Source organism: Hymenobacter artigasi, assembly GCF_012275535.1.
Lineage (GTDB): Bacteria > Bacteroidota > Bacteroidia > Cytophagales > Hymenobacteraceae > Hymenobacter > Hymenobacter artigasi.
Genome location: NZ_JAAVTK010000002.1, coordinates 118,728 through 141,583, shown reverse-complemented (window position 1 = coordinate 141,583; position 22,856 = coordinate 118,728). Strand labels below are relative to the sequence as shown.

The 22,856-nt window shown below is 63.1% G+C and carries 22 protein-coding genes; 19 read left to right on the top strand and 3 right to left on the bottom strand.

Annotation, left to right across the window (positions count from 1 at the left end; all coding sequences use genetic code 11):
- Window positions 1-14: 14 nt before the first annotated feature.
- A complete protein-coding gene (locus HBN54_RS04070) occupies window positions 15-1,265 on the bottom strand; it encodes a hypothetical protein (RefSeq protein WP_168671887.1) in 1,251 nt (416 codons plus the stop codon).
- Window positions 1,266-1,371: 106 nt separating this feature from the next.
- On the opposite strand from HBN54_RS04070, the gene HBN54_RS04065 reads away from it, so the two are divergent.
- The 12 genes from HBN54_RS04065 (at window position 1,372) to HBN54_RS04010 (ending at window position 11,603) form a co-directional block, all read left to right on the top strand.
- Entirely contained in the window at window positions 1,372-1,599 is a 228-nt protein-coding gene (locus HBN54_RS04065) for a hypothetical protein (protein ID WP_168671886.1), read from the top strand.
- A 216-nt stretch (window positions 1,600-1,815) separates the two neighbouring features.
- Window positions 1,816-2,673, top strand: a complete 858-nt coding sequence (locus tag HBN54_RS04060) for an ABC transporter ATP-binding protein (protein WP_168671885.1) — start codon at window positions 1,816-1,818, stop codon at window positions 2,671-2,673.
- Window positions 2,657-3,433: a hypothetical protein gene (locus HBN54_RS04055; RefSeq protein ID WP_168671884.1), complete on the top strand. Its 777-nt coding sequence runs from the start codon at window positions 2,657-2,659 to the stop codon at window positions 3,431-3,433. The genes HBN54_RS04060 and HBN54_RS04055 overlap by 17 nt, the downstream gene beginning before the upstream one ends.
- A 12-nt stretch (window positions 3,434-3,445) precedes the next feature.
- Window positions 3,446-3,841: a GntR family transcriptional regulator gene (locus tag HBN54_RS04050; RefSeq protein WP_168671883.1), complete on the top strand. Its 396-nt coding sequence runs from the start codon at window positions 3,446-3,448 to the stop codon at window positions 3,839-3,841.
- Window positions 3,838-4,563: a hypothetical protein gene (locus HBN54_RS04045; protein WP_168671882.1), complete on the top strand. Its 726-nt coding sequence runs from the start codon at window positions 3,838-3,840 to the stop codon at window positions 4,561-4,563. The genes HBN54_RS04050 and HBN54_RS04045 overlap by 4 nt, the downstream gene beginning before the upstream one ends.
- A 10-nt stretch (window positions 4,564-4,573) precedes the next feature.
- A complete protein-coding gene (locus HBN54_RS04040; RefSeq protein WP_168671881.1) occupies window positions 4,574-5,194 on the top strand; it encodes a hypothetical protein in 621 nt (206 codons plus the stop codon).
- 103 nt (window positions 5,195-5,297) lie between these two features.
- Complete coding sequence (locus HBN54_RS04035) at window positions 5,298-6,089, top strand: DUF2490 domain-containing protein (RefSeq protein WP_168671880.1); 792 nt, start codon at window positions 5,298-5,300, stop codon at window positions 6,087-6,089.
- Window positions 6,090-6,211: 122 nt separating this feature from the next.
- Window positions 6,212-7,045: a transglutaminase-like domain-containing protein gene (locus HBN54_RS04030; protein WP_168671879.1), complete on the top strand. Its 834-nt coding sequence runs from the start codon at window positions 6,212-6,214 to the stop codon at window positions 7,043-7,045.
- Between the two features lie 224 nt (window positions 7,046-7,269).
- A complete protein-coding gene (locus tag HBN54_RS04025) occupies window positions 7,270-8,313 on the top strand; it encodes an aldo/keto reductase (protein WP_168671878.1) in 1,044 nt (347 codons plus the stop codon).
- A gap of 99 nt (window positions 8,314-8,412) precedes the next feature.
- On the top strand, window positions 8,413-9,411 hold the full coding sequence (locus HBN54_RS04020) for an aldo/keto reductase (protein ID WP_168671877.1): 999 nt from the start codon (window positions 8,413-8,415) through the stop codon (window positions 9,409-9,411).
- Between the two features lie 87 nt (window positions 9,412-9,498).
- Entirely contained in the window at window positions 9,499-10,386 is an 888-nt protein-coding gene (locus HBN54_RS04015) for an alpha/beta hydrolase family protein (protein WP_168671876.1), read from the top strand.
- A gap of 296 nt (window positions 10,387-10,682) precedes the next feature.
- Window positions 10,683-11,603, top strand: coding sequence for a helix-turn-helix domain-containing protein (locus HBN54_RS04010; protein WP_168671875.1), 921 nt, complete (start codon window positions 10,683-10,685; stop codon window positions 11,601-11,603).
- A 74-nt stretch (window positions 11,604-11,677) separates the two neighbouring features.
- On the opposite strand, the gene HBN54_RS04005 is transcribed toward HBN54_RS04010, so the two are convergent.
- Complete coding sequence (locus HBN54_RS04005; protein WP_168671874.1) at window positions 11,678-12,259, bottom strand: redoxin domain-containing protein; 582 nt, start codon at window positions 12,257-12,259, stop codon at window positions 11,678-11,680.
- A 43-nt stretch (window positions 12,260-12,302) separates the two neighbouring features.
- Entirely contained in the window at window positions 12,303-12,986 is a 684-nt protein-coding gene (locus HBN54_RS04000; RefSeq protein ID WP_168671873.1) for a 4'-phosphopantetheinyl transferase superfamily protein, read from the bottom strand.
- Between the two features lie 198 nt (window positions 12,987-13,184).
- Between HBN54_RS04000 and HBN54_RS03995 the strand changes: the two genes are divergently transcribed.
- From HBN54_RS03995 to HBN54_RS03965, 7 genes are all read left to right on the top strand, one after another.
- Window positions 13,185-14,120 (top strand): WD40 repeat domain-containing protein, encoded by a 936-nt coding sequence (locus HBN54_RS03995; protein WP_168671872.1) that lies wholly within the window; start codon window positions 13,185-13,187, stop codon window positions 14,118-14,120.
- Window positions 14,121-14,223: 103 nt separating this feature from the next.
- Entirely contained in the window at window positions 14,224-15,309 is a 1,086-nt protein-coding gene (locus HBN54_RS03990) for a DivIVA domain-containing protein (RefSeq protein WP_168671871.1), read from the top strand.
- Between the two features lie 215 nt (window positions 15,310-15,524).
- Complete coding sequence (gene folB, locus HBN54_RS03985; protein ID WP_168671870.1) at window positions 15,525-15,890, top strand: dihydroneopterin aldolase; 366 nt, start codon at window positions 15,525-15,527, stop codon at window positions 15,888-15,890.
- A gap of 239 nt (window positions 15,891-16,129) precedes the next feature.
- A complete protein-coding gene (locus HBN54_RS03980; protein WP_168671869.1) occupies window positions 16,130-16,555 on the top strand; it encodes a BlaI/MecI/CopY family transcriptional regulator in 426 nt (141 codons plus the stop codon).
- Complete coding sequence (locus HBN54_RS03975; RefSeq protein WP_168671868.1) at window positions 16,542-19,181, top strand: M56 family metallopeptidase; 2,640 nt, start codon at window positions 16,542-16,544, stop codon at window positions 19,179-19,181. The genes HBN54_RS03980 and HBN54_RS03975 overlap by 14 nt, the downstream gene beginning before the upstream one ends.
- Window positions 19,182-19,346: 165 nt before the next feature.
- Window positions 19,347-21,947, top strand: coding sequence for a DUF5916 domain-containing protein (locus HBN54_RS03970; RefSeq protein WP_168671867.1), 2,601 nt, complete (start codon window positions 19,347-19,349; stop codon window positions 21,945-21,947).
- Window positions 21,948-22,268: 321 nt separating this feature from the next.
- Entirely contained in the window at window positions 22,269-22,748 is a 480-nt protein-coding gene (locus HBN54_RS03965; RefSeq protein WP_168671866.1) for a hypothetical protein, read from the top strand.
- The last annotated feature ends 108 nt before the right edge of the window (window positions 22,749-22,856 follow it).

Sequence of the window (22,856 nt, the reverse complement as noted above, 5' to 3'; positions counted from 1 at the left end):
AAGCCCCCACCATATTAAACTGACGCAACTATTCGCCGGGCTACTTCTTCGAAAAACGGCATGCCGTGTAGCGCGGCAAAATCCTTGATGTGGCTGCGTAGCCGAGTTGCTTCGGCGGAATCGGTGCCGGCGGCGAAGTGCAGCTCGACCAGCCAGATGTGCACCTGGAAATAGTCGAGCAGCCAGCTGTTGGTTTCCAGGTTGAAAAGCGAATGCAGGTGCGGGGCGCGGGCACTGATGAGGCCGGTGCGCAGTTCGGCCACGGCCCAGAATGCCCGCAGCAGCTGGTCGAATACGTTGGTTTCGAGCCAGGGCAGCTCGGGAAACTCGCGGTTGGTGAGGGTTAGCCAATCGAGCAGCGCCGGAAACTGACCGGTGAGGAACAGCCCTTCGGCCACCAGAAAATGGTAGCCGGCCGGAAACAGGTTGTAGAACGCCGGTAACGGCGCCGGAGGTACTGGCGTGCGCGGCACCGTGAGGGCTTCCTGGTGCAGGCGGGCCAGTAGGGCAGCTGGTACCACACGGTCGGGCGCATCGTGCCAGGCGGCCACTATCTCGGCAAATGCCCGCCGGCCCCTCGGGAAGGCGTGCACATCGGGCGGCACGGGCAGGGCCAGCAGCAGGGCCAGGCGCTGACGCCAGGCGGGTTCGACTTCGGCCAGAAATTCGGCCAGGAACAGGGCTGAATGCCCAAAAAGCTGGGCTTCGGGCGTGTGCTTGTGCTGCAGGTAGGTGGCCAGCACCTCGCCAAACGCGCTGGTGAGGTGCGCCAGGTCTACGAAGGATTCGACGAAGAACTCCTGGCCCGCCGGGTGAGTGGCCAGCTGCAGGGCCAGCGGCGAGGCAGCCCCGCCAGGCTGGGCCGGCCGCGTAACGCGCCCCAGGAAATAGCCCAGCAACAGGCGCTCGGGATAGGCCAGCTGCTCCATGGCCAGCAGTTCCGGAATGTCGGTGGCTGCGCCCGGGGCGGCCGGGTGCTGCATGGCTCGCCCCGCAACCGACTGGCCGAAGGCCGCAAAGTCGGCGTGGCCCGCGTAGCGGGCCAGGGTGTCGAGGGTGTGCAGGTGATAGCCCCCTTCTTTGTCTACCAGGCCGAAAAACCGCCGTAGCGTGCTGGGGCTTAAGCGTCGGCCGCCCGCTGCGGCGTTCTGCTGCAACTCAAGCTCAAGGGCATCGCAATGGCTTGGGTAGCGCAGCGGCTGGCCAAAGCGGGCGGCAACGGCCTCACGCAAAGCAAACTGGATGTGTAGGGGAAGGCGTGGCACGGTAGGGGAGGTAGAATCAATAGTCAAAGAAAAAGAAATTTTTGGCCTTTGCGTCGTTTGGGGGTGCTGCCGGATATTTGAAGTCCGTCTTAAATGGCGATAAATTATGAAAAAGAAGTATTGCGAACGCGGCCATATCGTCCTTGGCGATACCTGTAGCCAGTGCGCCTGGCGTACCGATACGGCCGCCGGGGAGGCCATAAAACCTGCTACGGTCCCTGCGCTCAATGGCACGCTGGTTGAGCTGCGGAATCTGAAAAGCATGCTGCAGAAAAGGCTCATTACCGAAGCGGAGTATGACGAGCGGCGCAATTATATCCTGGCCAATTTCTAGCAGCGCGTGTGCCGAAGTAGTTTGCAAAAAGTAGATTGGAGTAGCGCCGCAAAATGCGATACGACGAAAATAAGCAGCTTTATCTCAAGCAAAAAGCCCATTTCTGCCCAGGAATGGGCTTTTTGCTTGATGGCCAGAATAAAACTGGGAGGATTGAAAGATTGTGTTTTATGTTTGTAGTGTACTAGAACAATAATACACTAGACAGGTACGAACATGGTCCGCATCCGCAACCTTCACTTCGGGTATTCCCGCAAGCGTCCACTTTTTCAAAACCTGAGCCTGACGCTGGAGCGCGGGCATATTTACGGCCTGCTGGGCAAGAACGGGGCGGGCAAATCCACGCTGCTCAAGAATATTGTGGGGCTGGCTTTTCCCGATGGGGGTACCTGCGAGGTGCTGGGCCAGCCGGCGGCGCGGCGGCTGCCAGCCGTGCTGGCCGACCTGTTCTTCCTGCCCGAAGAAATATACGTGCCAGCCGTGACGGCCGCGAAATTCGCGGAACAGACGGCGGGCTTCTACCCAAAATTCGACCACGAGGCGCTGGCGCACTACCTCGGCGAGTTTGAGGTGCCGGCCCAGGCACTGCTCACGGCCCTGAGCTTCGGGCAACAGAAAAAGTTCATGATTGCCTTCGCGCTGGCCGCCAACACCAGCTTGCTGGTAATGGACGAGCCCACCAACGGCCTCGACATTCCGAGCAAGGCGCAGTTCCGTAAAATTGTGGCCACGGCCCTGACGGAGGAGCGCTGCCTCATTATTTCAACCCATCAGGTGCGCGATTTGGAAAGCCTGATTGATACCGTGGTGGTGTTGCACGGCCAGCGCATCGTGCTCAATGCCGACTTGGGCGAGCTGGCCGAGCGGCTGGCTTTTGCCACCGTGCCGGAGGCCAGCGGCACCGACCTCTACGCCGAAGAATCGGTGCGCGGTGCGCAGGTGATTCGGGCTAACCATGGCGACGGGGCGGGCCGTGTCGATTTGGAGCTGCTGTTTAATGCGCTGGTGGGCGAAGCGCCCGCGCTGGTTTCTTACTTATCTCAAAAACAACCTGTTCATGAGCCAGCTCTTTAGTTTTTCGCGTTTTTGGCGCTTGTTCAGCAAGCACACTACCGAGCATGTGGGCGGCTATTTGCTGGCCACTGGGGTGCTGCTGGGTGGCATTGGGGTAGTGCTGGGCTTGCTGGCCTACATGTCGTCGGGGCCGTTGCCAGTGGGGGTGCAGGGGTCGCTTTTCGCGCTGGGGCTGCTGGGAGCCGGAGGCTTCTTTACCAGCTCGGTGCTGGGGCTGTTCGGCGATAAGAAGCAGGCCACGGCCGCGCTGCTGCTGCCAGCTTCGCACTGGGAGAAATACCTGGTGGCCTGGTTGTATTCGCTACCCATTTTTCTGGCCGTGTATGTGGGTTGCTTTTATCTGATTGACAGCCTGGTGGTCCAGCTGCATAGCACGCCGGCCCAGCCGGCTGAGCTGGTGGCGCTGTTTTCGGGCCAGGTCCGGCTCTACTATGCGCTGGTGGCCTACGCGGTAGTGCACGCGATATTTTTGTGGGGCAGCATCTTCTTTCAAAAGCAGCAATTTGTGCGCACGGCTTTTGGCGTGCTGCTGGGGCTGGCGTTGCTGACGGCCTTCAACTACCAGGCCATGCAGGCGCTGATTGGGCCGACGCTGAACTCGGCAGTGCCGTTTTCGGCTACGTCGCTGCGCGAGGGCGGGGAGTGGTACAACCTGGAGCTGCCAGCAGCACAGCTGGGCTGGTTTGGGCTGGTGCCGCTGGGCCTTATGCTGCTGGCCTGGGTGGCGGCCTACATGCGGGTTACGGAGAAGCAGATTTAAGGGGAGGAAATCATGGAATTCAAAGACAACGAGGCCATATACCTGCAAATAGCCGGGTACGTGAGCGAGCTGATACTGCGCGGCAAGTGGCCGCCGGACAGCAAGATTCCGTCGGTGCGCGAGCTGGCCGGCGACCTGCAGGTGAACCCCAACACGGTGATGCGCACCTACGAGCTGCTGCAAAGCCAGGAAGTGGTGTACAACAAGCGCGGCATCGGCTTTTTTGTGGCCCCGGCGGCCGTGGCGCAGGTGCAGGCCGCCCGCCGCGAGCGGTTTCTGAATCAGGAATTGCCCGAAGTTTTTGGAACGATGCTGCTGCTTGGCATCGAACTGCCTGAGGTGCAGCGCCGCTACGAGGAATTCAAAACGACCCAACCCCAACCCCTTTCCAGCCCCGTTTCCCGATGAAAACCAGTAACAAGCTTTTCGTGGCCGCCGTGGCGCTGGTGCTCGGCTCGCTGGCCAGCTACGATGCCGCCTTGCGTGCCGAATACCGCACCGGCCACTACAAAGACCCGTTGCGCAGCTACCAGGCCCTGGGTCTGCGCAGCTTCGATGCCGTGAGCGTACCATCAGCCAGTGGGCTGCGGGTGAAAATAGTGGCCGGGCCGTTTGCCGTGCACGTCAACAAGGAGGCCGCCGACTTTGTGCGCGTCACGCAGCGTGGCCGGCAGCTGCTCGTGACGCTGGCCTACCCCGAAAAGCCGGAGGGCCTGGGCCACGGGGAGGCCATCATCATTGCTTGCCCACGCTTGGCGGTCCTGACTACGGAGGGCACTTATACCGTGGCTGGCCAGCCCCAGCTCGCCCGCCGGGAGGCTGGCGGCCAAGTCGAGGTGCAGGGCTTCCGGCAGGATAGCCTGACGCTGCGGCAGGACCAGAGCACGCAAATCCGGCTGGTGGGTAACACGCTGGGCTGGCTGCGGGCCTCGGCTGGTGCGCGCTCCGGCAGCGAGCCGAGCCTGACGATTGGGGCGGACAACCGCATCGGGGCGGCCGATTTGACCATTGACCACCGGGGACATCTCGACCTGGCTGCTGCCATTCCGCGCCTGCGCTACCAGTTTTCGGACAGTGCGACCATTGCCCTGAGCGGAGCCGCCGTCCGGAGTCTGGGCACCGCCAAATAGTGCCGCTGCCATGACCCGCCAAGCTTTGAAACACGCGCTGTCCCTGCAGCTGGCCATCATCTACACCCGGTATCTGGTGGGCGGCGCGTTTGTGTTTGCCAGTCTGATTAAAATCAAGGGGCACCGTTTCACGCAGATGGATGGCACGGTGGCCGGCCACAACCCGGGGTATTTCTTCGAGATGATGTACCAGTCGGGGCTGTATTGGCAGTTTCTGGGCTGGGCGCAGCTAACGGCGGGGCTGCTGCTGCTCACGCAGCGCTACGCCCTGCTGGGGGCGCTGGTCTACGTGCCCATCATCGCCAACATCTTCGTCATTACCATTTCCTACGACTTCGCGGGCACGCCCGTCATCACCGGGCTGATGCTGCTGGCGGGCCTGCTGTTGCTGGCCTGGGACTGGAATCGCCTGCGCGTGGTGCTGAACCAGCCGGCCGTGCCCGAAACCACGTCGCCGCTGTTCGAGCGCCGGCTGTGGGAGGTGGTGGGGGCGGCGTTGTTTGTGTTCACCGCCGGCTATCGTACCCTCACAGATGCCTACAATATGCTGCTGTGGTTTGCGGTGTGCGTGCTGATTGGGGCAGCCGGACTGCTGCTGGCGTGGCGGCAACACCGCGCCGGGGCGCAGTAAGGGCGGGGCGGCCGTCGGGGTATTAAGGGAATGTTATGTACTGGCCCGGGCCGGTACCTTTGCGGTCTGACCGGCGCGTTGCCGGCCCGAGTGCTCCCTGCTGATGAAATACTCCGTTCTGGCCGGCGCGCTACTGGCTGCTTTGGTGGGGGCAGCCCCGGCGGCCCGCGCCCAAACTTCCCCCAACCCCGTGCAGCCCTGGGGTAGCTGGGTGGTAGCCACGGCCCAGCTGCCGGGCAGCAAAGAGCACCCGTGGGGTGGCTACGCCGAAATCCAGGGCCGCTCCAATGCCCTGGCCCGGCAGTTTTTCTACTACGAGCTGAAGGCCGGCGTGAGCTACGACATCGACCCCAACTTCACGGTGCTGGTGGGTGGCGGCCGCTACTCCACCTCCGACTACCGCGACCTCCCTGCCGGCCCGCTGAACGTGGAAAAGCGCCTCTGGGAGCAACTGGTGCTCACGCAGTACTCGCACCGCCTCAAAATCGAGCACCGCTACCGCTATGAGCAGCGCTGGTTCCGTTTCCGCGACGACAGCAGCAGCTTCCGCCAGCGCATCCGCTACCGGCTGAATGGGTTTTTTCCGTTGAACAAGAAGGTTTTTACTGCCGGCACCCTTTTCCTTTCGGCTTACGATGAGCTTTTCCTCAACCCTCGCGGCCCCGTGTTCGAGCGCAACCGGCTGTACGGCGGCATCGGTTATCAGGTGAATAACCATTTGATTGTGCAGCTCGGCTACGTCAATCAGGCCAACTACAACTACACGAACGCGCAGGGCAATTTCGTGCTGCAAAACACGGCCGCTAAAAACAACATCGTGCTGGGCGTGACCTACAAGCTGGCTCACCGCGCCCAGCCGCCCGGCATGGAAACGCTGCCCTCGCAGCAGGACTGATGCTGCGCCGCGCTCAGTATGACATTCTTTTTAGCCCCGCTTATCTTACTCAACGAAACCCAAAAGGCGCTGTTACGTGTTAAATTCGGCCCCCCAACCCTAGCGGTGGCCGTTTCGCATCCATGACCAACAAAGAAATCAAAGCCCTTATCTCGCTGCTCGACGACCCGGAAATCGCGCCGCAAATCCAGGACAAAATTCAGAACCTGGGCGAGAGCATTATTCCCTTTCTGGAGGAGTCGTGGGAAGAAACCCTGGACAGCCAGCAGCAGCAGCGGCTGGAGGATTTGATTCACCACCTGCAGTTTGAGGGCCTGCAGCAGCGCCTCAAAGTGTGGCGCGAAGCCGGCGCCACCGACCTGCTCGAAGGCATGTGGCTGCTGAACACCTATCAATACCCCGATGCCGACTACCAGGCCCTGAACCGCGCCATCGAGCAGCTCCGCTTCGAAACCTGGACGGCCCTGCGCCCCGAAATGCACCCCGCCGACCAGGTGCAAACCCTGAATTTTGTGATGTTCCGGCAGCACAAGTTCGCGGCCAACACCCAGCATTTCCACTCGCCGGCCAACTCCATGCTCCAGCGTGTGATTGAAACCAAGCGTGGCAACCCGCTCACGCTCTGCGTAATTTACCTGCTGGTGGCCCAGCGGCTGGATTTGCCGGTTTTTGGGGTGAACCTGCCCAACCTGTTCGTGCTCACCTTTCGGCCCGAGCTGCCGGGGGCCGAGCCGTTCTACATCAACTGCTACAACCGGGGCCTGGTGCTTTCGCGCACCGATATTGAGCACTACGTGGCCCAACTCAATATCACGCCCAACCCCATTTTTTTCGAGCCCTGCTCGCACCTCGACATCGTGCGCCGCGCCATGCGCAACCTGCAAATGAGCTTCGAGCGCTTGCAGGAGCCGGTGAAAGCAGCTGAGGTGGCGTTGCTGCTAAGCATTCTGGAATAGCAGGAGATTTTCGTAGGGTGCGGGGCTTGCCCCCGCCCATCGTTGAACGGTTCATGTGGAGGCCGTTCAACGACGGGCGGGGGCAAGCCCCGCACCTACTTCGTTTTGTGTTGTAGAAACGCCGGTTTGTGTAGCCCAGACCGCTCGGGCCAAGGTGACCTTTGCGGGACGCTGGCCGTTCCAGTAGCTGAAGCAGCTCCGCTTCGGCAGTAGGTCTATTCCTGATGAAAATCACCGATTTCCGCACTCTGGGCCGCTCCGGCCTGGTGGTAAGCCCGCTGGCACTGGGCACCATGACGTTTGGCACCCCGCGCTGGGGCTCGGGCGACGACGTATCCGAAGCCGTTTTCAATGATTACGTGGATGCCGGCGGCAACTTCGTGGACACGGCCGACGTGTATTCGGGCGGGCAGAGCGAGGAAATGCTGGGCCGCTACATTGCCGGCCGCCACCTGCGCGACCAGGTGGTGCTGGCCACCAAGTTCAGCTTCGGCGGGCAGGCCGGCAACCCCAACGTGGGCGGCAACGGCCGCAAAAACATTCACCGCGCCCTGGAAGGCTCGCTGCGCCGCCTCAAAACCGACTACGCCGACCTGTACTGGCTGCACGCCTACGATGGCGTGACGCCCGTGGAGGAAGTGCTGCAAACCCTCGGCGACCTGGTGCGGGCCGGCCGCATCCGCTATTTCGGCTTCAGCAACGTGCCGGCCTGGTATGCCACCAAAGCCGCTACGCTGGCCGCCGTGCACGGCGTGCCGGGCCCCATTGCCCTGCAAATGGAGTACTCGCTGGTGGCGCGCTCCATCGAGCGTGAGCACGTGCCCGCCGCCTTGAATTTGGGGCTGGGCATAACGCCGTGGAGCCCGCTGGCGGCCGGTTTTCTGGCTGGGAAGTACGAGCGGGAAGGTGCCGGGGCCAGCGGCGAAGGCCGCCTCACCGGCCCCAACCCCTTCGGCAACATGAAATTCACCGACCACAACTGGCAGGTGCTGGAAGCCCTGCGGCCGGTGGCGGCCGACCTGGGCCGGCCGCTGGCGCAGGTGGCGCTGGCGTGGGCGGCGGCCCAGCCAGGTATTACCTCGCTCATTGTGGGGGCCAGCAAGGTGGCGCAACTGCACGACAGCCTGGCGGCGCTCGATATTCAACTGACTCCGCAGCACCTGCAAACCCTGGACGATGCCAGCATTATCGACCCGTTTCAGGACCGGATTTGGCCCATGCTGAAGCGCGCCGTGTTTGGCGGCGGCAGTGTGCAGGGCTGGCAATAGCCGCGTTTTGTGTTGCAGAAGCGGGGTTTTGTATAGGTCCGTCGGCGTGGGCGGGCCGGACCTTTGAGGCATCAAAACCTCATCAAAATCAACCCTCTAATGACAACTGAAATCAAACGCGTAGCCCTTGGCAGCCAGGGCCTGCAAGTGCCCGTGGAAGGCCTGGGCTGCATGGGCATGACGGCCGGCATCGACGGCATGAGCGTGTATGGCGAGGCCGACGAAGCCGAAAGCCTGGCCACCCTGCACCGCGCCCTGGAGCTGGGCATCAACCTGCTCGATACCGCCGACCTCTACGGCCCCATGCTGAACGAACGGCTGGTGGCCAAAGTGCTGCCCGGCCGCCGGGCCGATATTATTCTGGCCACCAAATTCGGCTTCGAGGTGAGCGACGATGAGCAATTCACCGGCAAGCTCAACGGCCGACCCGACTACGCCCGCAAGTCCATCGAACGCTCGCTGCGCAACCTGGGCACCGACTACATCGACCTCTACTACCTGCACCGCCTCGACCCCAATACGTCCATCGAGGACAGCGTGGGCATGATGAGCCGCTTCGTGGAAGAAGGCAAAGTGCGCTTCCTGGGCCTGAGCGAAGTAGCGCCCAACATCCTGCGCCGTGCCCACGCCGTGCACCCCATCACAGCCCTGCAAACCGAGTATTCGCTCTTCGATAGGGGCGTGGAGGAAACCGGCAGTCTGCAGGCCGCCCGCGAGTTGGGCATCGGTTTCGTGGGCTATTCGCCGCTGGGCCGGGGCTTTTTGTCGGGCGACATTAAAACCCCCGACGACTTCGAGCCCAACGACTCGCGACGCTGGTTCCCGCGCTACCAGGGCGAAAACTTCTACAAAAACCTGGCCCTGGTGGAAAAGCTGGAAGCCCTGGCCCAAGCCAAAGGCGTAACCACCGCGCAGCTGGCCCTGGCCTGGGTGCTGGCGCAGGGTGTGGTGGCCATTCCCGGCACTAAGCGCCGCAAGTACCTGGAGTTGAACGTGGCCGCCGCCGGCATAGCGCTGAGTTCGACGGAATTGGCCGAGCTGGAGGCTATTATGCCGGTGGGTAGTTCGGTGGGCGCGGCGTACCCGGAGGGGTTTTAGGGCGTTGGTGAGGTTTCCGGAGGGCGTCCCGCCAGAACGACGGCCGCAATACCCGCTAAGTTTGCCCTTTCGCCAACCCCTTCAACCATGCCCAATTTTGTAGGCTGCCGTACCCTGGAAATCGCGGATGAGGCCTTGGGCCTCACCTTTCCGCTGCTGGTGCTGTACCCCAGCAGCACCCCCGGCCGGCCCGAAGCCATTGGGCCCTACACCCTCGATGTGGCCCTGGATGCGCCCATCAACCCCGGCCCGTTCCCGATGGTGCTGATTTCGCACGGTACCGGCGGCTCGCCGCTCACGCACCGCTTGCTGGCGCACTACCTGGCCCGCCACGGCTTTGTGGTGGGCCTGCCGCGCCACCACGCCAACCATCGCGACGACAACTCCTGGCACAATACGCCCAACAACCTCGTGGCCCGCCCGCGCCACCTCAGCTTGGCCATTGATGGGCTGCTGGCGGCATTCGGGGCGGTGCTGCGGCCCGATTGGGTGGCCCTGGTGGGGCACTCGCTGGGCGGCTACACGGCGCTGGCGCTGGCCGGCGGCCTGCCGGGCTCGCTCCCCCACGAACACGCCGACGGCACGCCGCAGCCCATTCCCGTGGTGCCCGATGCGCGGGTGCGGGCGCTGGTATTGCTGGCCCCGGCCACCGTGTGGTACCGGGCGGCGGCGGCCCTGCGCAACGTACACGCGCCCATCCTGCTGCTGACGGGCGAAAAAGACGAGTGGACTCCCGACTTCCACGCCCAAATCGTGCTCAATGGTGTGGCCGACCGCCAGCGGGTGCAGCACCGCATCGTTGAAAACGCGGGCCATTATTCCTTTCTCAGCCCATTTCCGGCGGCCCGAACGGGCCCGGCGTTTCCGCCCTCGCAGGACCCGCCGGGGTTCGACCGGGCGCAGTTTCAAGGGGAACTGCAGGCGGAGATTCTGAAATTTCTTGCGCAGCACCTGGAGCGGGCTGCTGCGGAGTAACGGAGGCATAAAGTCTCCTGTCATCCTGAGCCTGCGAAGGACCTTGTCACCCTTGAACGATTAGCAGTAATTCTAGAGCGGTTTTCAGGTTCGTTTACACGTAGCGCGAACTTTGTAGTTCGCGTCCCCGCGCCATTAGAACGGCTCTGATGGCGCGGGGACGCGAACTACAAAGTTCGCGCTACTGCCTGTTAGCCTAATAAGCTGTACACAAATCCGAAAACCGCTCTAATGGCTCCTGCGTGATAAGGTCCTTCGCAGGCTCAGGATGACAGGTGTTAAAACGAATTATTCCCATGAAACCGCCGCCTCCTGAAATCCGCGTGCTGCATACCGTGACGGACTACGCCCGCTTCTGCGGGCTGCCCGCGCCGGCCCATCCGCTGCTTACCGTCATCGACCTGGAGCAAACCCGTGGCAATGTGCTGCCCGACAAGCTAACGCCCGTGGTGCAGCACTTCTACAGCGTGTGGGTGAAGAAGAACCTCCGGGGCAAGGTGCACTACGGCCACCAGTCCTACGATTTCGGCGAGGGCGTGATGGGTTTCCAGGCCCCCGGGCAGGTATTTGCCATTGATGCCACGCTGGATATCTCTCAAATCAGCGGTTGGATGGTCTTGTTTCACCCCGACCTGCTGCACAAGTACCCACTGGGCCAGAAAATCACGGAGTACGGCTTTTTCTCCTACGCCGTGCACGAGGCCCTGCACCTCGCGCCCCAGGAAGAAACGGCCCTCGACGCGCTGTTGGCCAACATTCGTGCCGAGTACGAGCGGCCCATCGACGCCTTCAGCCAGGATGTGCTGGTGTCGCAGCTCGACGTGCTGCTCAACTACGCCAACCGCTTCTACCACCGGCAGTTCCTCATGCGGCGCACCGCCGGGCACGACTTGCTCAGCCGCTTCGAAACCCTGCTCACCGCCTATTTTGCCGCCGAGCAGGAACAGCCGCTGCCCACCGTGCAGCACTTCGCCGCCGCGCTCAATGTCTCGCCCGCCTACCTCAGCGACTTGCTGCGCACCCTCACCGGCCAAACCACCCAGCAGCACCTCCACCAGGCCCTCATCGAAAAAGCCAAGCGCCTGCTGCTCACCACCTCCCTCACCATCAACGAAACCGCGTTTCGGCTGGGCTTCGAGTATCCGCAGTATTTCACCCGGCTTTTCAAAAGTAAAACCGGGCTGACCCCGGCCGCCTTCCGGTTTTCGGCGCAGTAGGGGCGGGGCCTGCCCCCGCCCAGACGTTGAACGATGTGATGTACAACTGAATCTTTTAACGACGGGCGGGGCGATTACCGCTTAATCAGGCACCCAGCGGCGCGCTTATCGGCTACGCCGCTGGGGCGGCCGGCCAACACGTTGTCGAGCACCTGCTTCAGGTAGGCTTGCTGCACGCTGCCGGCCACCTGGGGGTTGTCGTCGATGGCACCGCGGTAGCGGATGGCGAAGCCGTTGCCGGCGGGCTCCAGCACCACGGCCTCGGCGGTTTTGGTTACGCCCAGCAGGCCGGCCACCTGCTGGCTGGCATCGGTGAGGGTGGGCAGCTCGACCTCGCCGGGGGCGGCGGTGCCGGGCGCATCGAGGTTGATGGGCACGTTGATGAACAGGAACTGCACGCCCCGGCCCCGGTAGGCACTGCTGAGCGAGGCCAGCCGCTCCTGGTAGAGGCGCGAAAAGGCGCAGGCCGGGTTCAAAAATACCACCACCACAGCCTTGTCCTTGGCGTAGCTTTTCAGGGCGACGTCGGCGTTGGCGGCGGTTTTCAGGGTGAAATCAGAAACGGTGCCGCCGGCCTGGGCGCGGGCCACGCCCACGGCGAGCGAAACGGCCAGCAGGGTTACGGCGGTGAGAATAGAGATTCGGCGAAAAGACATGGCGGTAAGGTAAGGCAAAACGGCGCGGGCTACTGCCTCGCGGCTACCCGGCCGGTTCGTGGCAGTACGTGAGCACGTAGCCGGGTGCGGGTTGGGTATAGCAAATGCGGTGCCGGGTCTGGGCCCCGTCCAGCACTAACGTAGCGGGGATTTCGCCGGATTCCGCCGCGCTAAATTCGTGAAGCAGCAGCTGTTGGCGGAAAATGATGCCGCGCCGGGCCGCCAGCTTATACAGGGCTTCTTTGGCGCTCCAGAGCAGGGTGTAATGGGCATCCGCTTCGGCCACCGGGGTGGCGGCGCGGGCGTGGGCCCACTCGTTTTCGGCCAGAAATTTTCCGGCCAAGCGCTGGGCTTTGTCGCGAATGAACTCAATATCGACCCCGGCCCGGCCATCCTGGGCCAGCAGGGCCGCCGCCCACTCGCCGGAGTGCGACAGCGAAACCACCGTATTGGCGGGCGCGCCGGCCAGCCAGGGGCGGCCGGTGGCATCGTTGCGCACCACGGTTTCGGGCGCTAGGGGCGTGGGCAATTCGCCGAACAGCGCGTGGGCCAGCCGGCGGCCGGCCAGCCACTGCGCCTGGCGTTTGGGGTCGGCGGTGGCGGGCAGCAGCAGCTGGTAGGTGGCGGCGTTGGGCAACCCGGCCCAGAGCTCGGCGGGCGTTTCGGTGAGGTGCCAGAGGCCCAGCACGGCGGTAGGGGAGAGGCGCTGGAGGGAGTGCAGGGGCATTATTGGGAGCGGGAAGCGGGGATTGGGAAGCGGGAGCACCTGTCATCCTGAGCGCAACGAAGGACCTTGTTACGTCAGAACGTTTCGCAGTAAATCAATCGGTGCAAAGGTGATAAGGTCCTTCGCTGCGCTCAGGATGACAGTTGGGATGACAAAGTGGCCCTACTTCCAAACAAAGCTACCTTTGCGCCACCCGTTATGCCCGAAATCTTCCGCCCGCCCGTTACCCGAATAGCCACCCTTGCCGGCCACCGCGATGCCGTGTACGCCCTCACGGGTGGCTCCGGCAGCCACGTTTACTCCGGCAGCGCCGATGGCATGGTGGTGGGCTGGGATGCCGCCGAGCCCGCCCGCGACGGCGAGCTGCTGGCCCGCGTGCAGAACTCGGTGTACGCCCTGCGCCACCTGCCAACGCTGGGCTTGCTGGTGCTGGGACACAACTTCCAGGGCATTCAGGCCATCGATTTAGCGAAGAAAGAGCTGGTTCACGCCACGGCCCTGCCGCCGGTGGCCATCTTCGAAATCGTGTTTTCCGAGAGCCGGCAGCGCCTGTACGCGGGGCTGGGCGACGGCACGCTGGCCGTGCTGCGCCTGCCCGATTTCCGCCTCGAAAAACTGCTGCGCCTCGCCGATAAAAGCCTGCGCACGCTGGTGCTGCACGAGTGCCGGGGCGAGCTGGTTGTGGGCAGTTCCGACCACCTCATCCGCGTGCTCGACCTCGACTCGCTCGAAACCAAGTACACCCTCGGCGAAAGCACCAACTCGGTGTTTTCAGTGGCCTTTTCGCCCGATGGCGCGTACCTGCTCACGGCCGGCCGCGATGCCCAGATTCGGCGCTGGGACGTGGCCGCCGGCTACGCCCTGCTCGACACCGTGCCGGCCCACATGTACACCATCAACCACCTGGCTTTTAGCCCCGATGGCCGCTACTTAGCCTCGTGCAGCCTCGATAAGAGCATCAAGCTCTGGGACGCGGCCACGCTCACGCTGCTGCGCGTGCTCGACCGCGCCCGCGCCGCCGGGCACGGCACCTCGGTGAACCGCCTGGTTTGGCCGGGCACCGAAAACCGGCTAGTTTCGTGTAGCGACGACCGCAGCCTGGCCGTTTGGCAATTGGAAGCTGTTAGCCAATAGCTATTAGCTGTCAGCTTCCTCGAAATAATAGGCTCATTCTACGATTGCCGCGCACCTACCACCACAGCTAATAGCTAGCAGCTAAAAGCTAACAGCTAAAAAAATGAAACTCACCGCCCTCGATATCCGTCAGAAAACGTTTGAAAAATCCTTCCGGGGGATTGACCGCGACGAGGTGCAGGCTTTCCTCACCACCGTGTCGCAGCAATGGGAGCGCATGGGCGACGAAAACCGCGAGCTACGCCTCAAGCTGGAGCACGCCCAGCACGACGTGCAGAAGATGCGCGAAGTGGAAAGCAGCCTCTACCGCACCCTCAAAACGGCCGAGGACACCGGCAACAATATCACCGAGCAGGCCCAGCGCGATGCCGACCTGCGCATCCGCGAAGCCCAGTTTCAGGCCGAAGGCATCCTCAGCGAAGCCCGCCAGCGCGCCCGCGAAGTGGTGGACGGCGCTTACCAGCAGGCCGAAAAAACGGTGTCTGACATGCAGCGCGAAGTAGGCGGCCTGGGCCAGGAGTGCCAGCGCCTGGAGCAGCAGCTCGATGGCCTCGTGCGCGACCTCCACCACCTCGCCTCCGATGCGCTCGACAAGGTGGAGAAAGCCCGCAACCGGCCCAAGGGCGGCGCGGCGGCCATCCTTTCGCGCGCGGCTCGCGTACAGGTAGAGCGGCCCAAGGAAGCCGCCGCCGAACCCACGCCCGAACCCCCTGCCGCCATGCAAGTCACTTCTTCATCCGCCGTTTCGTCTGCTGCCGCTGTCGCGGCGGCCACGCCCGCATCGTTTGCCCCCGGCAATTTTGGCCGCGCCGAGCAAACCCTGGAGCGCGCCGCCCAAACCACCGGCTACAACCCCAAGCCCGGCCAGCAGCCCGACCCCGGCGCGCCCGCCCAAGCCCCGCGACCCGACATCGAGCGCCCCAGCGCGCCCGCCGAAAACCCCGGCATCGCGCCCGCCCCGCACATCGACCCGCCCGCGCCCTCGCAGGTGCCCGAGCCCAACCCGCCCTACGTGCAGCCCACCGCGCCCGACATTCAGCCCACCACGCCCAACTACCCCGAAATCAACCAGCCTTCGCCCGTAACGCACCCCGGCCAGCCCGGCATGGTGGCCGCTGGCGCCCCGGCCCAGGCCGCTGCGCCAGTGGAAGCAGCCGTGGCGGAGAGGTCGTTCTTCGATGAAATCTAGACCGCAGATTTAACGGATTTGACGGATTATCAGGATTCAGCTGCCTCATAAAACCTCATAAAAGAAGAAAGCCTGCCTTCGTGGTGGGCTTTCTTCTTTTATGAGGTTTTATGAGGCAACCTTTGTGGCGTCGCTTTCGCAGCGTAGCCGGGGCTGCGGTCGCTTGCCGCTGCGCGTATTGTGCTCACCATTTCCCCACCTCACCATTTCACCTCATGGGCCAGATTGCACTCGAAGGCATGGAGTTTTTTGCTTTCCACGGCTACTATGATGAAGAGCAGAAAATCGGCAATAAGTACGGCGTCGACCTCTACATCAAAACCGATTTGCTGGCCGCCGGCGAGTCTGATAAGCTGCAGCAGACGGTGAACTACGAAATTCTCTACCGCCTCGTGGCCGAGGAAATGCGCGCTCCTGCCCGCCTGCTGGAGCACGTAGCCCACCGCGTGCTCGACCGCATTACGGCCGAGCTGCCGCACGTGCGCAAGGTGAAAGTCAGCGTGAGCAAGTTCAATCCGCCGCTGGGCGGCATCTGCCACCGCGCCCGCGTCACGCTCACGAAGCGCCGGGACAAGCAGTAATAGCCATTTAAGCGTGGGTAGGGGCGAAGGCAGCCCTTTGCTTCGCCCGCTGAGCTGCCGTAAAAGCAGAAATATTCGCCTTCTTGAATAAAATTTATCGCCCTTAAAATCAAGGGCTTGCACCTGTGTTTGGATTTAGTACGAATTATTTCGTAGATAAATCTTGCAACTACGAATGTATTCGTATAATCTTTGTGTCATACTACGAAATAATTCGTAGTAACCTCGTATCTTTCGACATGAGCAAGGCACCGCCCCCCAAACCTACGGATTCCGAGCTGGAAATCCTGCACGTGCTCTGGCAGCACGGGCCCGCCACGGTGCGGGCCATCAACGACCACCTGAGCCTGCGCCGCCAGGTGGAGGTGGGCTACACCACCACGCTTAAGATTTTGCAGCTGATGCTGGAGAAGGCGCTGGTGCGGCGCGACGATGCCGACCGCAGCCACGTGTACCGGGCCGCCGTGCGCGAGCAGGAAACCCAGGGGCTGCTGCTCGATAAGTTCGTGGACGCCACCTTCGGCGGCTCGGCCCTGAAGCTGGTGATGCAGGCCCTGGGCAGCCGCCAGACCTCGGCCGACGAGCTGGCCCAGATTCGCCGCCTGCTGAATGACATTGAAATCCAGAATTCCACTCCTAATTCCGACGACGATGACCACGCTTGAGCAATTCGTTTCGCCCGCGCTGACGCGGGCTTTGGGCTGGACCTTGCTGCACTCGCTGTGGCAGGGTGCCCTGGTGGCGGCCGTGCTGGCCGGGGCGCTGCTGCTGCTGCGCCGGCAGCGGGCCGAGGTGCGCTACGCGGCTTCGGCCGGGGCGCTGGGGGTGGTGGTGGCGCTGGCCGGCATCACGTTCGGGCTGTATATGAATTCGAGCCCTGACAAAAGCCCATTGCTGGGTTGGGAGGCAACCCCAAGCCAAACGGTGGGCAATTTGAAGCCGGCCGGGATGCCCGCAGCGGGTGCAGTGTCTGACGCTAAAGCGGGGGGAATGACTGCTGCTGGGATTAGTGCCGCGCCCCGCCCGGCACCGGCCGCAGCTGCGGCTCCGGATTCGGCTGCGCTGGCCCTGCCTTCCGCGATTCAGGCCATCACGCAGTCCCTCAGCCATGCGTTGAACAACCAGTTACCGCTGCTGGTGCTGGCCTGGCTGCTGGGCCTGCTGGCCATGAGCCTGCGCATGCTGGGCGGCCTGCTGTATGTGCAGCGGCTGCGGCGCTACCGGGTGCGCCCGCTATCGGCGGCGTGGCAGGAGCGGCTGGCCGCGCTGGCCGCCCGCAGCGGCGTGAAGCGGCCGGTGGCGCTGCTGGAGTCGGCGCTGGTGCGGGTGCCGCTGGTGGTGGGCCACCTGCGGCCCGTGATTCTGCTGCCGCTGGGCACGGTGGCGGGCTTATCGCCGGCTTGTCTGGAGGCTATTCTGGCCCACGAACTGGCCCATGTGCTGCGCCGCGACTACCTTGTGAACCTGCTGCAAACCGTGGCCGAGGTGCTGTTTTTCTACCATCCGGCGGTGTGGTTTGTGGCCAATTGCGTGCGTACCGAGCGCGAAAACTGCTGCGACGATGCCGCCACGGCCCTCGTGGGCGGCGACCCGCTCCGGCTGGCCCGCGCCCTCACCGCCCTGGCCGAGTGGACGCAGAGTGCCGCCGTGGCCCCCACGCCGCGTCTGGCCCTGGCTGCCTTCAACCAGCCCGGGGCCCTGCTGCTGCGGGTGCGCCGCCTGGTGCAGCGCCGCCCCGCCGCCCCCACACTGGGCGAAGGCATAATGGCCGGCGCGCTGCTGCTGGGTGGGCTGGGCCTGCTGGGCGGCAGCGTGGCCCTGGCCGGCCCACTGGCCAAAGCCACGCTGCCCACGGTGCGCCGCCTGGTGCGCCCGGCGCTGGCCACTGGCCTGGCTCCGCATAGCCAACCGCCCCAATCATCAACCGCCGCCCCGATGGCCGCCGATACCGCCCGTGGCACCCGCCCCGCCGACCCCGGCACCGTGGTGATTACCCGCGACAAAAAAGGCCGGCTGACCAGCCTGGTAGTGAACGGCCAGCCCGTGGCCGTGCCCACCGATAAGCCCTCGAAAGCCGAGCGCCGCGCCGGCCAGCAGGTAACGGTAGTGCCCGTGCCCGAGGCTGGCCCGGGCCGCCGCTTCGAATACAGCACCCGCGTGCTGGACCAGGCCGGCCGCGAGGCTGACCGGGAAGGCCGCCGACTGGACGACCACGCCCGTGAGATGGACCGCGCCGGGCGCGAGCTCGACAAAGCCGGCCGCAAGCTGGATAAAATGGGCCGCGAAATGGATAAAGCAGCCCAGAAGATGGACCGTAAAAGCGGCACGTACACCTACGACAGCAAACGCCGTGCGAGCGACAGCAATAGCAATGTGCACATCGACATCGATGATAAAGCCCTGAGCCAGCTCGTAACCAACGCCCTGAAGCTGGGCAACGTGGGCCTCAATATTGGCCTGCAGGCCGCCAGCCAGGGCATCGACGAAGCCCGCCGTGCCCTCGAAACCACGCTGCGCGACCCCGGCCTCAGCGATGAGGCCCGCCGCGCCACCCGCGACGCCCTCACGGAGCTGCGCCAGGAGGAGCGTAATTCCCAGCGCCAAAGCCCCGACCGTGCCCAGGAAGCCCGCGACCGCCGCCAGGAGCTCCAGGACCGCATCCGTGAGTCGCAGCAGGAGCTGCGCGACCTGGAGCAGGACCGCGCCGACCGTGGCCAGGACCAGGCCGACCGCAACCGCGACCGCGCCGACCGTGACCGCGACCGCAATGAGGCCCTGCTGGACCAGATGCAGAAGGACGGCCTGCTGAAAGACCCCAACCACTACCAAATCAAGCTCACGGCCCGCAGCCTGGTGATTGATGGCAAGGAGCAGCCGTCGAAGGTGTTTCAGAAATACCTGAAGCTACACGAAAGCAATACCGGCCGCCCGCTGACCGGCAATAATGCGATGGTGATAACCCGCAGCAGCGACAGCAGCACCATCATAAACGGCACTGGCCCCACGCCGCCCCGGCCGCCCCGCGCCCCGCGCATGGCCCCCATGCCGCCGATGGCGCCCCTGCCCGCGCCGCCGGCCCCGCCCCGCCTCGACACGGATGAGCTGCGGAGCGAGCTGCGCAAGGACGGCATTATCGGGGCCGATGAGAAAAACCTGCAGTTCCAGCTCAACAGCTCCGGCCTGACGGTGAACGGCAAAAAGCAGCCCGACGCGCTGGCGGCTAAGTACCGCAAGCTCACCGGCCACACCGATGGTAAGAACTTTAACATGATGATTTCGACTCAGGAATAGGGGCGACAGGAAAGCGAAAAAGCCGGTTTTTCTCGTGGGAAACCGGCTTTTTTATGCCCGCTTATGCTGGCGTGAGCTGGGAAATCGGCCGCCCGCAAGCAACTATCCTGCTTAGTTTTGCATCTCTTGGCCCCTCCGAAGGTTATTCTGTTTCGGACAATTACTATGCGTTGTTATCTACTGCTTTGTTGGTTTAGCTTATTTATTGGCGTGGCCCAGGCCCAGAAGGGGCCAGCCGCCACGCCGGCTACCGATGCCGCCCGGCCGGCCCCCAAGCGCCAGCTTCAGGCCACGCGCATCAGCACCCCGCCCAAGCTCGACGGCCTGCTCGACGAGGCCGTGTGGCAGTCGGCCCCCATCGCCACCAAATTTTATGAGTTGGAGCCCACGCCCGGCCCCATCGAAAAACACCCCACCGAAGTGCGCGTGCTCTACGACGATGCCGCGATTTACGTGGGGGCCATTATGCACGACGTGTCGCAGGATTCCATTCTGCGGGAGCTGAGCAACCGGGATAATATTGGCAATTCGGATTGGTTCGGGGTGCTGCTCGATACCTATGACGACCACCTCAACGGCTATCAATTTATCGTTACTTCGGGTGGCGTGCAGGCCGATGCCCGCCTCTCGCCCACCAACGGCGAGGACGGTAACTGGAACGCCGTGTGGGACTCGCGCACCGCCCTGCACGGCACCGATTGGGTAGCCGAAATCCGGATTCCCTATTCGGCCATTCGCTTCAGCAAGGCCCTTGAGCAGGTGTGGGGGCTGAACTTTGTCCGGCAGCGGCGCAGCTCGCGGCAGAAATTTTTCTGGAACGAAGTTAAGCCGCAGGTGGACGGCTTTGTGAACCAGTGGGGCGAGCTCACCGGCCTGCGCGACCTCAAGCCGCCGTTGCGCCTCTCGCTCACGCCCTACGTGAGCACCTACCTGAACCACTACCCCTACAACGAGCAGGGCAAAAAGAACGCCACCACCACCTTCAACGGCGGGGCCGACGTGAAGTGGGGCATCAACGAAAGCTTCACCCTGGATGCCACCCTGGTGCCTGATTTCGGGCAGGTGCAGAGCGATAACCAGGTGCTCAACCTTTCGCCCTTCGAGGTGCAGTACAACGAAAACCGGGGCTTTTTCACGGAAGGCACCGAGCTGTTCAACAAGGGCGGGCTGTTTTATTCGCGGCGGGTGGGGGCACAGCCGCTGGGCTTTGGCACCGTGGATGGCCAGCTGCACGCCGGCACCCGGATGGCCGACGGCAAGCGCCAAGGCGGTGAGTTCATTGTGCAGAACCCCGGCATCACGCGCCTGCTGAATGCCACCAAAGTATCGGGCCGTACCAGCAAGGGGCTGGGCGTGGGCATTTTCAATGCCGTGAGCAACGACGTATATGCCACCGTGCAGGACAGCACCACCGGCGAGCGGCGCGACGTGCTCACCCAGCCGCTGAGCAACTACAACATCGTGGTGCTCGACCAGAGCCTCAAAAACAACTCCTACGTGAGCCTAGTGAACACCAACGTGACCCGCGCCGGCAGCACCTACGACGCCAACGTGACCGGCGGCCTCTTCAAATTCGCCAACAAGGCCAACTCCTACGCCATCAACGGCCGCGTGATATACTCCAACCGCCGGGGCAAAGCCTTTGGCTCCCAGGATGAAGTCGCGGACCAGGACGGCTACAAGTACTACCTGAACTACGGCAAAGTCTCGGGCAAATTCACCTGGAGCGTCGACCACGGCATCGAGTCGCACTCCTACAACCCCAACGACCTGGGCCTGCTTTTCGCCAACAACAACATCTCGCAATCGGCCAGCGCCAGCTACAACATCTACACGCCGTTCTGGAAAGTGAACAAGCTGAGCACCTACGCCGCCGTGGGCTACTCGCTGCTGGAGCGCCCCATGCTTTACCAGGACATGGGCGTGTACCTGGGCGGCAACACCACCTTCACCAAAAACTTCCTCACCACCGGCCTCGACATCGACGCCGCGCCCCTCACCCGCGACTACTTCGACCCGCGCCGCGCGCCGCTGGGCAAATACTACGTGCGCAAGCCTGCCAACGTGGGCTTCAACGGCTTTTTTTCTTCTGACTATCGCAAGAAATTTGCCTGGGACGTCAAATACGGGGCCCGCGTATTTACTGCCGACGGCGACCGCACCGGCCGCTACACCTACGCCCTCACGCTGGGGCCGCGCTACCGGGCCAGCAACCAGCTCAGCTTCGTGTATGCCATCAGCTACGAGCGGCGGCTGAACCAGATTGGCTACGCCGGCGGCCTCAACGCTTCCGACTCGACCGATGCGCCCGTGTTCCGCCGTTTCGGCGGCAAGGAGGGCGACGTGCTCCTCGGCCGTCGCAACGTTACCACCTTCACCAACACCGCCACGGCCACCTACACGTTTACCAACCGCATGTCGTTCAACATCCGGCTGCGGCACTACGTGAGCAACGTGCACTACCGCGACTTCTCGCGCCTGCACCCCGACGGCCTCGAAACCCCCGAACCCGCCTACAACCGCAACCGCGACAACACCTTCAATGCCTTCAACATCGACGCCGTGTATTCCTGGTGGTTCGCGCCCGGCTCCCAGGTCAGCATCGTCTGGAAAAATGCCGGCGCGTCCTTCTTCGAAGCCAACGCCGCCACCCCGCTCTACTTCGACAACCTGAGTAACACCATCAACACCCCGCACAATAACTCGGTGTCGGTGAAGGTGCTGTATTATTTGGATTATCTGGCCCTGCGCCCCCGCCGGGGGTAGGGACGAGCTGGAGGAACGAGCTGGTGCGCGTCTGCGACGCGCTGCCGACTGGGTTCGAGCCTCTGGCTCGGGCATTGCCCAACGCCACCAGACGCCAGCACGCCCCGAGCCACAGGCTCGAACCCAGTCGGCAGCGCGTCGCAGACGCGCGCCAGCATGGGCGTTTACGAAACTCATCTCTTTCGTACATTTCGTAAACGTTGATTCGTAGACGGGTTTCTTAAACTCACCCCGCGCTGTAAGGGCCAGCTGACCAGCAGGTGTCGGGCTAGTTCCTACCGTTCATTGAAAGGAGGGTTAATTTGCTTCTGGCTGAATCGTATGAAAATCATTCTCTTTTTGGCGTTATGGTGCCTAACGACGGTCGACGTGGCAGGCCAAGTCATCCAAGTGGAGTCCGTCATCACGCGCACGGTCCCCGCCACTAAGCAAACGCGCCTCGACCGCGAAATGCTGCGGTTTCTGTTGTTCACCCACGAAGCGGATAAGGCAACCGATGGGCAAGCCCTTTTCCAAGTGCCCTTGTTGGGGAGTGCCAAATCGCCCGGAATTGGCATCTATAAGTTTGGCTTGAACTCCGCTCATGCCGGGTACAATGTCGTGTTTCGCTATCGCTACCAGCTGGTGTTTTCCAGTGCCCGCTCGGTATCCCCACTCTTAGCTCAGCTGCGGCACTTCCTAGGCCAATACCCCGCCGCGTTTACTCCACAGGCGCAACGCTCTGCCGAGGGCCAACTTCGGGACATGGTGCAGCACAACCAAACCACTGGCGAGTCGGACTTACCAGCCCGAAAAGGCTAGACCTTTCGTTCAATGAAACGGTCGATTGGGTGGCCGCATCGCCTACCACCACGAATCCCCCCAAGCAAAAAGACGGCAGACAAAGGGTGCATCTTTCTCATCAGTAGT

Bases quoted from the DNA above. Each gene is read 5' to 3' on its own strand.
- HBN54_RS04005 (WP_168671874.1), bottom strand. From the start codon at position 12,259: ATGTCTTTTCGCCGAATCTCTATTCTCACCGCCGTAACCCTGCTGGCC.
- HBN54_RS04020 (WP_168671877.1), top strand. From the start codon at position 8,413: ATGACAACTGAAATCAAACGCGTAGCCCTTGGCAGCCAGGGCCTGCAA.
- HBN54_RS04065 (WP_168671886.1), top strand. From the start codon at position 1,372: ATGAAAAAGAAGTATTGCGAACGCGGCCATATCGTCCTTGGCGATACC.
- HBN54_RS04030 (WP_168671879.1), top strand. From the start codon at position 6,212: ATGACCAACAAAGAAATCAAAGCCCTTATCTCGCTGCTCGACGACCCG.
- HBN54_RS04015 (WP_168671876.1), top strand. From the start codon at position 9,499: ATGCCCAATTTTGTAGGCTGCCGTACCCTGGAAATCGCGGATGAGGCC.
- HBN54_RS04050 (WP_168671883.1), top strand. From the start codon at position 3,446: ATGGAATTCAAAGACAACGAGGCCATATACCTGCAAATAGCCGGGTAC.
- HBN54_RS03975 (WP_168671868.1), top strand. From the start codon at position 16,542: ATGACCACGCTTGAGCAATTCGTTTCGCCCGCGCTGACGCGGGCTTTG.
- HBN54_RS04000 (WP_168671873.1), bottom strand. From the start codon at position 12,986: ATGCCCCTGCACTCCCTCCAGCGCCTCTCCCCTACCGCCGTGCTGGGC.
- HBN54_RS03990 (WP_168671871.1), top strand. From the start codon at position 14,224: ATGAAACTCACCGCCCTCGATATCCGTCAGAAAACGTTTGAAAAATCC.
- HBN54_RS03965 (WP_168671866.1), top strand. From the start codon at position 22,269: ATGAAAATCATTCTCTTTTTGGCGTTATGGTGCCTAACGACGGTCGAC.
- HBN54_RS04040 (WP_168671881.1), top strand. From the start codon at position 4,574: ATGACCCGCCAAGCTTTGAAACACGCGCTGTCCCTGCAGCTGGCCATC.
- HBN54_RS04060 (WP_168671885.1), top strand. From the start codon at position 1,816: ATGGTCCGCATCCGCAACCTTCACTTCGGGTATTCCCGCAAGCGTCCA.
- HBN54_RS03970 (WP_168671867.1), top strand. From the start codon at position 19,347: ATGCGTTGTTATCTACTGCTTTGTTGGTTTAGCTTATTTATTGGCGTG.
- HBN54_RS04055 (WP_168671884.1), top strand. From the start codon at position 2,657: ATGAGCCAGCTCTTTAGTTTTTCGCGTTTTTGGCGCTTGTTCAGCAAG.
- HBN54_RS03995 (WP_168671872.1), top strand. From the start codon at position 13,185: ATGCCCGAAATCTTCCGCCCGCCCGTTACCCGAATAGCCACCCTTGCC.
- HBN54_RS04035 (WP_168671880.1), top strand. From the start codon at position 5,298: ATGAAATACTCCGTTCTGGCCGGCGCGCTACTGGCTGCTTTGGTGGGG.
- HBN54_RS04025 (WP_168671878.1), top strand. From the start codon at position 7,270: ATGAAAATCACCGATTTCCGCACTCTGGGCCGCTCCGGCCTGGTGGTA.
- HBN54_RS04045 (WP_168671882.1), top strand. From the start codon at position 3,838: ATGAAAACCAGTAACAAGCTTTTCGTGGCCGCCGTGGCGCTGGTGCTC.
- folB (WP_168671870.1), top strand. From the start codon at position 15,525: ATGGGCCAGATTGCACTCGAAGGCATGGAGTTTTTTGCTTTCCACGGC.
- HBN54_RS04010 (WP_168671875.1), top strand. From the start codon at position 10,683: ATGAAACCGCCGCCTCCTGAAATCCGCGTGCTGCATACCGTGACGGAC.
- HBN54_RS03980 (WP_168671869.1), top strand. From the start codon at position 16,130: ATGAGCAAGGCACCGCCCCCCAAACCTACGGATTCCGAGCTGGAAATC.